The sequence below is a fragment of the [Mycoplasma] phocae genome (assembly GCF_003332325.1).
Taxonomy (GTDB): domain Bacteria; phylum Bacillota_I; class Bacilli_A; order Mycoplasmatales; family Metamycoplasmataceae; genus Metamycoplasma; species Metamycoplasma phocae.
The window spans coordinates 374,465-387,906 of the sequence record NZ_CP029295.1 but is presented as its reverse complement, the minus strand read 5'-3'; the positions used below and the strand labels follow the sequence as shown (position 1 = coordinate 387,906).

8 protein-coding genes and 2 pseudogenes are annotated in these 13,442 nt (G+C 25.0%); 8 read left to right on the top strand and 2 right to left on the bottom strand.

Going from position 1 to position 13,442, the window contains the following annotated elements; genetic code table 4:
• Positions 1-743: 743 nt before the first annotated feature.
• From DA803_RS06780 to DA803_RS06240, 8 genes and pseudogenes are all read left to right on the top strand, one after another.
• Positions 744-1,016, top strand: a pseudogene (locus DA803_RS06780) (variable surface lipoprotein); the annotation flags it as partial.
• 321 nt (positions 1,017-1,337) lie between these two features.
• Positions 1,338-2,030, top strand: a complete 693-nt coding sequence (locus tag DA803_RS06255) for a hypothetical protein (RefSeq protein WP_277869746.1) — start codon at positions 1,338-1,340, stop codon at positions 2,028-2,030.
• A gap of 191 nt (positions 2,031-2,221) precedes the next feature.
• Positions 2,222-3,283, top strand: coding sequence for a variable surface lipoprotein (locus tag DA803_RS03370; protein WP_211305582.1), 1,062 nt, complete (start codon positions 2,222-2,224; stop codon positions 3,281-3,283).
• A gap of 138 nt (positions 3,284-3,421) precedes the next feature.
• Positions 3,422-3,691 (top strand): annotated as a pseudogene (locus DA803_RS06775) (lipoprotein 17-related variable surface protein); the annotation flags it as partial.
• 162 nt (positions 3,692-3,853) lie between these two features.
• Complete coding sequence (locus DA803_RS06250; RefSeq protein ID WP_277869745.1) at positions 3,854-5,506, top strand: hypothetical protein; 1,653 nt, start codon at positions 3,854-3,856, stop codon at positions 5,504-5,506.
• A 598-nt stretch (positions 5,507-6,104) separates the two neighbouring features.
• Positions 6,105-7,571, top strand: a complete 1,467-nt coding sequence (locus DA803_RS01615) for a variable surface lipoprotein (RefSeq protein ID WP_170120251.1) — start codon at positions 6,105-6,107, stop codon at positions 7,569-7,571.
• A gap of 292 nt (positions 7,572-7,863) precedes the next feature.
• Positions 7,864-7,989: a hypothetical protein gene (locus DA803_RS06245; RefSeq protein WP_277869744.1), complete on the top strand. Its 126-nt coding sequence runs from the start codon at positions 7,864-7,866 to the stop codon at positions 7,987-7,989.
• A 159-nt stretch (positions 7,990-8,148) separates the two neighbouring features.
• Positions 8,149-8,952, top strand: a complete 804-nt coding sequence (locus DA803_RS06240) for a DDE-type integrase/transposase/recombinase (protein WP_145960820.1) — start codon at positions 8,149-8,151, stop codon at positions 8,950-8,952.
• Between the two features lie 44 nt (positions 8,953-8,996).
• On the opposite strand, the gene DA803_RS06235 is transcribed toward DA803_RS06240, so the two are convergent.
• Both DA803_RS06235 and DA803_RS01600 read right to left on the bottom strand, forming a co-directional pair.
• On the bottom strand, positions 8,997-11,060 hold the full coding sequence (locus DA803_RS06235) for a lipoprotein 17-related variable surface protein (protein WP_371845395.1): 2,064 nt from the start codon (positions 11,058-11,060) through the stop codon (positions 8,997-8,999).
• Between the two features lie 300 nt (positions 11,061-11,360).
• Positions 11,361-13,253, bottom strand: a complete 1,893-nt coding sequence (locus tag DA803_RS01600) for a hypothetical protein (RefSeq protein WP_114190890.1) — start codon at positions 13,251-13,253, stop codon at positions 11,361-11,363.
• Positions 13,254-13,442: the final 189 nt, after the last annotated feature.

The window sequence follows — 13,442 nt, the reverse complement described above, 5'->3', positions numbered from 1 at the left end:
ATAATATTCTAATTACTATTTACTATATTTATTTATATATTGCAATTAAAAAATATAAAAAAACAGCTAAAAATAACGTAAAAATTAGGATATTTAATTTATTTTTTATTAAATTTTTGCTTTAGATCTTATTTTTTTAAAAATTTGATTGCTTTTCTTTGTAATTGTTGAAAATATGGTTGAATAGATTAGTAAATGTCACTTTAACACATTTTTTTCAGCTAAAACTCTAATATAATTGCCATTTTTTTTGACTCAAAAAAACGCAAATACTCTAAAATGAGTGAAAGTCTATTATTTTGGTCATAAATTTTTTTAAATAAAAATACCTTATTTATAAATAAATTTAACTTAAAATTGTTGAATATGGTCTCTATTTTATTAATAAAAAAGCTAATTTTTTTGATTCTTTTAATCACATTTATCCAATTTTTGCATTTTTAAAAAAATTAAAATAATTCCTGCTTTTCATTAGAAAATATTTTTTATATTTTTATCTTTTAAAAAACTTATTTATTTTTAGTCAATTTTTAACCGATTTTTTGTAATTTTATTTTTATGCGAATTTTTTTGTGTATAAAATAAAAAATATTCGCTGCTAAATTGTAGAGTAATACTTTTTTGGCCACTTTTTTGAGGTCAAAAATTAGCATTTTTTGTTCTTAAAATATTAATAACTACTTTTAAAATACTTGAAAAAATAAAATATATAAAATGTACAAATTTGAAAATTTTATTAATAAATTATCTATCTAGGGTCAATCGCTAGTGTCATCACTTTACCGCTAGTTGCAGCAGCATGTAATAATACAAAAACAGATCCAAAACCTAACACAGATCAAGAAGCTGTTAATAAAAGCTTAGATAATATTGCTATTACCATTGATAATAAAACTCAAATTCTTCCAAGCGCTATTACACAAACAAATTTAAAAGTAACCGGAAAAGTTGAAGGATTTACTTATACATATACACTAACACCTGACGATAAAAAGGGAACTCTAAAAATTCAAGTAAAATCAGAAAAAGACGGACTAAGTGCTACAAAAGATATAACAATTTCTGATTTTAAAAAAGAAACTTCTATTCCCGATCCAGAAGAAGAAAAATTAAGAAAAAATATTACATTTACATATCAGGATTTAATTAGCGCTAAGGCAGTTAATTTTAAATCAGAAAAAATCAAATTAGAAAAAAATGATGGATTTAGTATTGATCATAGCAAAAGTGAGGTAAACATTAAAAGCGAAGCTATATCATCAATTTTCCCAAATATTAAAAATTATGCTATTGCCAAATTAACACTAACTAAAGGTACTAAATCGTTTGATTTCTATGTGAAATTTGAAGTTGAAAAAACTAATTCTAAAGGTCTTCAAGTGGATAAATCTGAATTCATCGAGGCCGGCAGACAACAAAAAGAATTGGAAGAGCAAAAACTAATAATTAATAAGATAAATGAAGAAAAAAATAACCTTAAAAAAGAATTAAATTTATTTAAAGTTCAAAAAACTAATCCTTTTGAATTTAAAATTAAAAATTCTAATTTTATGCCAACAGAAATAAATCAAATAACTAGTTCTGACATTGAATTAACTGAAAATAATGAAAAATGAATTATATCTAACATTTTAATAACAAGTCGAGATAATTTGTCAAAAAAAATAACAATCAAATATGTTGTAAAAAGCAAAAAATATGATGATATAGTTGAAGATATTAAAGATCAAGAGTTTTTATTTATTGCTCCAAATAAATTATTAAACTATAAACAACAATTTATTCACGATGGAAAAGTAAATTCTCCAGCGCAATTTGAAATAAATAAAATTAATTCCCCTTTATTAAAATATTTAAAATTAGATACAGATAAATCTACAATATTTTACAATAATCCTAAGAATGAAATCTTTGTGAAATTAGTTCTTGCTGCAGAAAAACAGGAGTTTATAACTTACCTAAAATTTTCTATTATTGAAAACAAATTTACTATGATTACAAAATCAGAATTTGATAATTTATTGCCTTAAATAAAAAAATAAATAATTTTCTAATTAACGATTCATATTTATTTTTAAACTATATAATTAATAAATTGACGAATTAATTTAAATATTCAAAAACAAGTAAAGCAAGATTAAGTGCTTAACACTTGTTTTTTTAATTAAAATTAAAATTTGTGTATTTTAACATTAAGTTATTATTAAAATCACCAAGTTTTTTGCCTACTCTAGGGTCAATCGCTAGTGTCATCACTTTACCGCTAGTTGCAGCGGCATGTAATAATACTAAAACAGAGCCCGCTCCAGCTCCTAAACCAGACACAAAACCTGCGCCATCACCAGCTCCTAAACCAGATCAAAATCCTACGCCTACACCGACTCCAAAACCAGAACCAAAACCCGCTCCAGACCCTAAACCAGACACAAAACCTGCACCTATTCCAGATCCAAAGCCAAATCCCAAACCAAAATATATTGATGAATTTAAGAAAAAAGCTGAATTTTTATATGAAAAACCAATCAGTAATGTATTTGATGTAAAGGCACTAAAATTTACAAATGCCAATGAATATACATCGGAAGTATTAGAATCAAAAAATAGTACTGATGCCTCAGGCGAAATAAAATATCACATAGTAAAAATCTTAATTAAAAAAGATAATACAAAATCATTTGATGTTTATGTAAAATTTACTAGTAAAAAAGGTAAATTTGTTTCTGAAGAAGAATATACCAATTTGTTGAAAATTGAATTTAAAGAAAAAGCTGAATTTTCATATGAAAAACCAATCAGTAATGTATTTGATGTAAAGGCACTAAAATTTACAAATGCCAATGAATATACATCGGAAGTATTAGAATCAAAAAATAGTATTGATGCCTCAGGCGAAATAAAATATCACATAGTAAAAATTTTAATTAAAAAAGATAATACAAAATTATTTGATGTTTATGTAAAATTTACTAGTAAAAAAGGTAAATTTGTTTCTGAAGAAGAATATAACAATTTGTTATTAAAAGGATCTGAATTTGTTTACAATGGTAACAATATAATTGGTCCTTCATGAAAATTTGAAATAAATAAAATCAATTCTTCATTAAAAAATTTTAAAATAGACGAAGAAAAATCTGCATGGATTCGCATTAAAAACGATATCATTATAAAATTATTTTTTATTGCAGAAAATCAAAAACAAATTATAACCTACTTAAAATTTTCTATTAATGACAAAAAATTAACTATGATTACAAAATCAGAATTTCAAAATTTATTACCATAATAGTAAAATAAAATTTTAAATCATAAGTTCAGGCGCAGAAGCGCTTGTTCTTTTTTACATTATAATAACAATTATATCTACGATTAATTTTACAAAATTTATGTTTAACTTTTTTAGTGTTAATTTACTCTAAAATTTATAGGAATAAAATACAAGCCCACTCCAGGGTCAATCGCTAGTGTCATCACTTTACCGCTAGTTGCTGCGGCATGTACTGATGAAAAAAAAGAACAGGAAGCTGTTACTAGTAGCTTAAATAATATTAAAGTTGAACTAGACAATAAAGAAACCTTAATTCCTAGCAAGGTAACTGAGTCTAATCTAAAAATTACTGGAAAGGTCGATGGATTTACATATACAACTACACTTACTCCAAATGATAAAGACGGAAAATTAGTTGTTAAGGTAAAATCAGAAAAAGGTAAATTTAGTGCATCAAAAGACTTTACACTTGAAGGACTAAAAAAAGAAACTCCAGCTCCAACACCAGAGCCAGCTCCTACTCCAAAACCTACTCCAAAACCAGATTTAAATAAAGAATTAAAGGAATTTCAAACTAAAGCTAAATTTATGTATTCTGGAGATTTAAATAGTGCTAAAGGTCTTGAAATTTCAAAAGTAAAATTAATCGAAGAAATTCCTGGGTATAGCTCATTTCCAAAAAAAGCTAAAAAAGGATTTGATTTTTCTGGTGAAAGCTTTTTTATAGTTGAAGTAGAAATTAAAAAAGAAAACAAAAAAGTTTTTGATGTTTATGTAAAATTTAGAAATTCTTCAACAGGAGTTAAATTTGATTATGTTAACAAAAAATCTTTTGATGATTTAAAAGAAGAACAAACACCACCTACCCCAAATATTCTCACAGAAAATGAAGTAATTGCTCAAACTTCGCTAAAATACACAGGTGAATTAAAAGCTAATGCGTTTGAAAAGAATAAAGTTTCAATGGTAAAATTGCCTAAGGATTGAAAATTTGTTGTTTTAGATAATGCTAAAAATGTAAACAATAAATGAGTTGTTGATGTTAAATTATCATCAAAAGACGACAAAACTAGCTATACCGTTGTTGCTACTTTTGACTTAGGAAATGATGTAATTGCTAAAATTTCTAAAAAAGCAGCACAAGATCCAGAATTAACTGAAGAAAATGCAATTGCTCAAACTTCGCTAAAATACACAGGTGAATTAAAAGCTAATGCGTTTGAAAAGAATAAAGTTTCAATGGTAAAATTGCCTAAGGATTGAAAATTTGTTGTTTTAGATAATGCTAAAAATGTAAACAATAAATGAGTTGTTGATGTTAAATTATCATCAAAAGACGACAAAACTAGCTATACCGTTGTTGCTACTTTTGACTTAGGAAATGATGTAATTGCTAAAATTTCTAAAAAAGCAGCACAAGATCCAGAATTAACTGAAGAAAATGCAATTGCTCAAACTTCGCTAAAATACACAGGTGAATTAAAAGCTAATGCGTTTGAAAAGAATAAAGTTTCAATGGTAAAATTGCCTAAGGATTGAAAATTTGTTGTTTTAGATAATGCTAAAAATGTAAACAATAAATGAGTTGTTGATGTTAAATTATCATCAAAAGACGACAAAACTAGCTATACCGTTGTTGCTACTTTTGACTTAGGAAATGATGTAATTGCTAAAATTTCTAAAAAAGCAGCACAAGATCCAGAATTAACTGAAGAAAATGCAATTGCTCAAACTTCGCTAAAATACACAGGTGAATTAAAAGCTAATGCGTTTGAAAAGAATAAAGTTTCAATGGTAAAATTGCCTAAGGATTGAAAATTTGTTGTTTTAGATAATGCTAAAAATGTAAACAATAAATGAGTTGTTGATGTTAAATTATCATCAAAAGACGACAAAACTAGCTATACCGTTGTTGCTACTTTTGACTTAGGAAATGATGTAATTGCTAAAATTTCTAAAAAAGCAGCACAAGATCCAGAATTAACTGAAGAAAATGCAATTGCTCAAACTTCGCTAAAATACACAGGTGAATTAAAAGCTAATGCGTTTGAAAAGAATAAAGTTTCAATGGTAAAATTGCCTAAGGATTGAAAATTTGTTGTTTTAGATAATGCTAAAAATGTAAACAATAAATGAGTTGTTGATGTTAAATTATCATCAAAAAACGACAAAACTAGCTATACCGTTGTTGCTACTTTTGACTTAGGAAATGATGTAATTGCTAAAATTTCTAAAAAATAATGCAAACTAAATACTTTTTTCTAATTAAAATAAAAAACTAATATTGATTTAATAAAAACGGTTATTGAATTAAAATATTAACTCCACATTGTGTAAATACATAGTGTGAAGTTTTTAATTAAAATTTATTTATATTTTTTTAATTCTTTAAATTTATTTTAATTTAAATATCAACTAAAAACATACTTAATTGAATTTAGATAAAATAAAATAAATCTATTATTAAAATGCCGTAATTTTAATTTTAAAATTATTTATAATTGATTTTAATTGTATATTTTATTATATGATTTAACGTTTCAACTATTTACATACAGGATGTTGCAAATGTTATAAATTAGGAAAAACATATATTATAGAATAACTAATATTGAATTTTGCATTATTTAAAGAATTAAAAAGTTTTTTTGAAAATAACATGGCAATTTGCCGAATAAATATTCACATTTCTTCTTTCATAAATTTTTGATTTACTAAATTGGTAAATTTGTTCTTTTGTATTTTTTCTTATAAAATTGGATTAGTCAATTATAAACTATTAAAAAAATTCTATTTTGAAGTCAATATATACATAATTGAATTTATTCATTTGATATTAATGATTAAAAAATTACCCACTCTAGGGTCAATCGCTAGTGTCATCACTTTACCGCTAGTTGCAGCGGCATGTAATAATACAAAAACAGAGCCAAAACCTAATCCACAACCTGACCCTGCTCCTACACCAAAACCAGAACCTAAACCTGAGCCAGCACCAACGCCAAAGCCTAATCCAGAGCCAGCTCCTACTCCAAAACCTGAGCCAAAACCAGAGCCTGTTCCAACACCAGAAACCAAAGAAGAATTCGAAAAAATAGCAAAATTTAGTTATTCAGGAGTTTTAAATGGAACATTTGATAAAGATAGACTTATATTGAATGGAGTTTCTGGATTTATACCTAATATAGTTGATTCAATACAAGGAATTGATATTACAAATGAAAAATTCTTTATTGCTAAAATTGAGATAAAAAAGGGAAATGAGAAAAAATTTGAAGTTTATGTTAAATTTGCTGGAATAAAAGCTACATTTACAACTGAAGATGAATACAAAAAATTAATTGCTAATAAAAATAAAGAATTAACTGAAATTTTAAAAAATGCTAATTTTGAATATATAGGAGAACTTAACGATAAGACCACAATTGATGATTTAAACAAAAATATCATTGTTACAGGCAAGGGTACAAATATTTTTGTAAAAAAAGTAATAGAAAAAATAGTTGATAAAAATAAAAAGTTAGTTTTTACTAGAATTACTTTAACAAAAGATAAATTTGTAAAATCTTTTTATGTTGAATTTGCATTTAATAATCAAAACTCATCAAAAGTAATGGGAATAAAATTAAATACCAAAGAAATATTCGATAAGTTAGGTTTAGATAAAAATGAAAGAAAAGAAAAAAACGCGTTACAAACAAAATTAGAATCCGCAAAATTTGAATATACTGGTACATTAAAAAAGGCATCAGATTTTAACTTGAACAAAGTTGAAATTTCAGACAAAGATTTCGTTCTTAGAGAAGCAGTTGTAGTTTATGTTAATGATAAAGAAATTGTATCTAAAATAATTACACAAAATAAGAATAAGAAATATAGATTTATAGTTTATGTTAAATTCACAATTAGTAACAATGGAAAAGTATTAAGCGAAATGATTACATGAAAAACGTTTAACGAAATAAATAAAAAAATAAAAAAAGAACAAGAAAAAATTCAAGATGATATAGAAAAAAAACAATTAGAATTAGAATCTTCTAAATTTGAATATAAAGAAATTTTAAATAACATTAATAACTTTAATTTAAATATGATAAATATTTCAAATAATTCATTTATAGTAGATCAAAATAAATCAAAAAAAATACTTGCTTTTGATGGTAAAAGCATTTTGGTGAAACTTGTTACTAAAAATGATGGCAAGGAATTTATAATTTATTTAGAGTTTTCAAAAAATAGTAATAATAAATATGAAGGCATAAAAATTACTCAATCAGAATTTGAACAAGGAAAATTACTTCCATAGAAATTATTTAATTTTAAATAGAGTGCGTTGTAATCACCATTAAATTAATTGTGTAAATAAGGTTATATAATTTAACACTCCAAGATTAGGAGTGTTTTTATGCTAAAACAATTTTTATCCTGATGAAAAAATAAAATATTATAAATAATTGCAAAAGCGGATTTTAAATTGTTTTAATTTAGTTTATTATCGGTAATGAATATCAGCATTAGAGATATAGGTATCCCTTTATAGGCAGGTTAGATATGGAAGAAAGTTATTTCAAAATGATATATTATATAATTCTAATTTTATGAATTTAAAGCCAAAAACGGGAAAATTTTCAAAAGGTAAATTGGGTCGCCCCGAAAATCGCAAATTTAGTGGTCTAAATAAAGAAGAAATAACTTTATTTTTTGAGATTATTATTGATTTCTAAAAGCTAATAGTTTATTTAATATCAAATGAATTAAATTATTTAGAAAAAACTAGAAGAAAGAAATAAGAAACAAAATCTAGAAGGGAAAAGTAATATTCGGATCACATCGATTGCGAATTATTTGCCTGTTAGAAGAACTAATATTTATTATCACTATGTTTGTGCGAGAAAAAAGATACAATTGATCTTAAAATCATTGAATGAATAAATAGCATCGGAATCTCTGAAGGTTATATTCAAGGAAGAACTAAACTATACAACATTTTTATGAGTAAACTAAAAAACAATGCTCAATTTAGGGCTAAATTTAAGCACATTTCTCTAAATTTCACTGAATATAAATTCCGTAAATGTTATGAAAATTCTGAATATAAATCAAAAGCATATATCAAGAGATATCAACATCCTCCAAAAGAAGCGAAATACAATCGAGTATGAACAAATAATAAAATTAAAGATCTTGATGTTTACCAATTCGGGCAAGTTTGAACAACAGATATTAGGTACATTAAATGTCTAAATAAATGAAAATATCTGCATGTAATTCGTGACCATTTCACAAATCTAATTTTATCCTGAAGTCTTAGCGATAAACGAACCGCTGAAGACACAACAAATTTGATTAAAAAAGCCATAACAAAATTCAAAATATTTCCCAAAATTTTTCACACTGACCACGGAATTGAATATGCAAATAATTATGTAAAAAACTTTCTTGAAAAGCATAATTGTCAGCAATCAATGTCAGCAAAAGGATGTTCATTAGAAAATAGGGGATCGGAGTATTTCTTCGCAAATTTGCAGCGAGAAAACATCGATCTTATAAAATACAACAACTTAGATTTCGAAATAGTAAATAACGAAATCAGCAAATACATAAAGTACTATAATTTAGAAATATTACAAAAAAATATTATAAAACCCCACATTATGTTTTTTACACAATGTCGGGTGAATGTTTAAATTATTTTATCTAACTTATCCAAAAAATTCTTATTTATTTATAATTAATTACCTAGCAGTTTATCTAAAATACTTTTATCCAAATATTTGCTTATAATTATGTTTGAATCGATTTTTCTTCCAGTTATTTGTTTTGAAGTTGAGGGACTAATTAAAAATTCTACGAAGAAAGTAGTTAATAATTCATTATTTCTTTTTACATTAATTTTAGTAATAATTAATTTATTTTGGTTGTGGTTTGCAGGTACCACTTTTTTAACTTCAGCTTTAAATTCTGGGTTGCTTATCGAGATAATATTAGTTAAATCTTCAGGACTAATATTTTCATTAACTTTACCTTCATATTTAAATTGAAGCATTTTTAATTCTTCTAATAATTTTTTATTTTTATCAGAAATTAATTTTTCAAACACATCTTTTGATTCGATGATTTTACCAATAGATTTAGTATTTTTTGAGTTAAAATTGAATTCAACATAAAAATTAACTACTAATTTACCTTTTGCTAGGGCAATTCTAGCAATAACTAGTTTATTCTTTTCATTAATTAACTGTTCTACTAATTTCTTTGTATATCCTTCGGTTTTATCACCTTTTACAGTAATGTTATCTTCACTGAGAGTATCTTTTTTATTTTCAATTTTTCCGGTATATTCAAATTCAATATTTTTTTTCAGTTCCCCTAATTCTTTTTCTACTAATTCAATATTGTTTGCTATCCTTAATAATTCATCAACGTTAGATGTATTGTTAACCATTTTTTTATATTTGTTTTTTTCTGAATTACTGTTTTTATAAATTTCTGAAATTTTTTCCATTAATTTAGAACTTAATAATGGAGCAAATTCACCATTAAATATCTCGGGTTTAATTATTTCTATATCTTGTTCAGCTTTTTGAATTTTAATTTTTAAATAAATGTATTGTGATTTTTGACGAGAATTATTCTTTAATGTTATTCTTGCTAATCAATAATTTTTATTTGTTATATGTATAGATATTATGGTCTCTTCTTCAATTTTTAAATTGTTTGCTTGTTCACCCACTATCTCGATATTGTCTAAATCAAAGCTATTTGAATCTTCTGTTATTTCATTTTTATATTTGTATTTTAAAGAAGAAACATCAAGATTATCAACAATTCCATCAAATTCTTCTTTTGTTATTTTATAACCAATTGGATTTTCTACATTTGTTTCAAATTTTAAATAAAATGGTATTTGCCTATTTTCTTTTTTGATATCTAATTTAATAGCTGCATATTTCTTATTGAATTGTAAATCATCCATACCTTCTAATTTAATTTGATTTTTAATTATTGGCTTATTATTTACAATTTCAAAATCATCATTATTTGCTAATTTAATGTTTTTAAAATCAAAACCCTTGTTATCTTCACTAATTTTGCCTTCATATTTAAATACAATTTTATTTTTCAATTCTTGCTCTTTAATTTCTTTTTGTTGTTTTCTAGTTTCGTTAAATTCTTCTTCTGAAACTTTAGCTCCCGTAGAATTGGTTTTTCCAATTTCAAATTTAACATAAAAATCATATGATTTATTAGAATTTTTTAAAGTCAATTTAGCAATCACATATTTTCTGAAGCTTTGAATAAATATAGATGAATTTGCTTTGATTTTAATTCCAAATTCTTTTTTTATCATCATGTCGATAGCAAAATCATCATTATTTTCTAATTTGATATTTTTTAAATCAAAATTATTTGCCCCACTAATTTTGCCTGTATGCTTAAATACAATTTTATTTCTTAATTTTTCTTCTTCTAGGTTAGGAGTTGAAGTTTCTTTTTTAAATTCAGAAATTATTATATCTTTTGTAGCACTTAGTCCGCCTTTTTCTGATTTTACTTGAACTTTTAAAGTTCCAGTCTTATCATCAGCAGTTAATGTATATGTGTAATTAAATCCTTCCACTTGTCCAGTTACTTTTAAATTTGCTTGTGTAACAGCACTTGGAAGGGTTTTATCCTTATTATCAACGGTAATAGCAATATTATCTAAGCTTTTATTAACAGCTTCTTGATCTGTGTTGGGTTTTGGTTCTGTTTTTGTATTATTACATGCCGCCGCAACAAGCGGTAAAGTGATGACACTAGCGATTGACCCTAAAGTAGGTAAAACTATTAGAAATTTTTAAATAAATTGAATACCAAGAATTTTATATCGATTTTAGTCATAGTATTGTTGCTTTTTAGTATTTTTTGTAATACTATCTAACATTAATTATTTATTTTTTTAATTAAATATTAAAATCAATTTCAATTGATAAACATTCAATAGAGTTTATTGTACAAAATATATAAAAAATTCAAGTTACACAATTAATTTTTATTATCTCAATTGATAAACTTAAATTTTTGTTTATTAATAGCTAATAGTAAACATTTCTTAAATAGATCATGCGATTTCAAGGTTAACATTAAATTTTTCTATTCCGGTGTAACCATCTTGAAATATGACATGAAATTCAACATTTCTTTCATCTTTTGAAATGTTTACTTTTATTTCTTTTACTCCAACCGGTAGTGTTAACTCTTTAACTTTTCTATTATATTCTTCAATAGAATAGCATTCATTTTTAGCAAGTTTAGTAACATTGGTTCTAAAATTTGATAAATCAACTTCTTGAATTGGACTAAAATCGTAAGTTTTATTTTCAATTTGTGCATAATCTATATCCATCTTAAATGTAATGTTGATTTTTGAGTTAGAAGTTCTTACATCAATGGATTTTATTCCAACCGGTAATATCAGCCTTTTAATTTCAGTAATTGCTGGATAAATCGTCTTGTGTTTGCGATTAAGAATTTGCTTAACTTTATTTTCAAACTCTGTAATGTTAACATCTTTAATTGAACTAAAATCGTAAGTTTTATTTTCAATTTGTACATAGCCGAAATCCATCTCAAACGTTATATTAATTTTATTATTAGAAGCTGTTGATTTAATGGCCTTTATTCCTGTCGGCAACCCAATTTTTTTAATCTCATTAATTGCATCATTAACAGTTCTGTATTTACGATCAACAATTCCCTTAACTTTATTTTCAAACTCTGTAATGTTAACATCTTTAATTGAACTAAAATCGTAAGTTTTATTTTCAATTTGTACATAGCCGAAATCCATCTCAAACGTTATATTAATTTTATTATTAGAAGCTGTTGATTTAATGGCCTTTATTCCTGTCGGCAACCCAATTTTTTTAATCTCATTAATTGCATCATTAACAGTTCTGTATTTACGATCAACAATTCCCTTAACTTTATTTTCAAACTCTGTAATGTTAACATCTTTAATTGAACTAAAATCGTAAGTTTTATTTTCAATTTGTACATAGCCGAAATCCATCTCAAACGTTATATTAATTTTATTATTAGAAGCTGTTGATTTAATGGCCTTTATTCCTGTCGGCAACCCAATTTTTTTAATCTCATTAATTGCATCATTAACAGTTCTGTATTTACGATCAACAATTCCCTTAACTTTATTTTCAAACTCTGTAATGTTAACATCTTTAATTGAACTAAAATCGTAAGTTTTATTTTCAATTTGTACATAGCCGAAATCCATCTCAAACGTTATATTAATTTTATTATTAGAAGCTGTTGATTTAATGGCCTTTATTCCTGTCGGCAACCCAATTTTTTTAATCTCATTAATTGCATCATTAACAGTTCTGTATTTACGATCAACAATTCCCTTAACTTTATTTTCAAACTCTGTAATATTTGCTTCCTGAATTGGCAAAAAAGTAAATACTAGATTAGAAATTTCCATATAACCTGGTTTAGATTTAAAAAAAATTGTAATTTCATGGTTATTAGTGATAACTTCGAAACTAGCAACTCCTTCTGGTGTTACTAGCTTATGAATTTCTTTTTTAGTGTTATCTATTAATTTAAATTTATACTCAACTAAATTTTTAACTTTGCTGCTAAACTCATCGATATTTACTTTTTTAATCGGTGTAAATGGTAGAGTTATATCATCAACTAAAGCATGGCCTCTTGAAACTTCAAATTTTAGCTCAATTTTATTATCTACATTAGAAACTAAAACTTTAGAAACTCCTTTAGGCATTGAAATTTCTTGAATTTGCCTAATTGCTTCATCAATTGTTAAATGCCTCGCCTGAGTTGCTTGTTTGGCAATTTCTAAATAATTATCAAGAATCACTTTATTAAGCTTATTTGACCATCAAGCAACAGCACTAATCACACCAATCCCGCTAATCGCCGCTAAGCTCAAAGTTCCTAAAATAATTGATATTTTTTTCTTCATAAATATATCTATTTCCTTTCTTTATGGCATTAATATGATTAATGCTAAAATAAATTGATATATATTATAATATATATTCAGATATTTATTAAATTAAATATGCTAAATAAAAAAACTGCGGCAAGGGATAATTTATAAACTAAAAGCTAAAACAGTCTTAATATAGACAGACAATTTTTTTCATTTTAT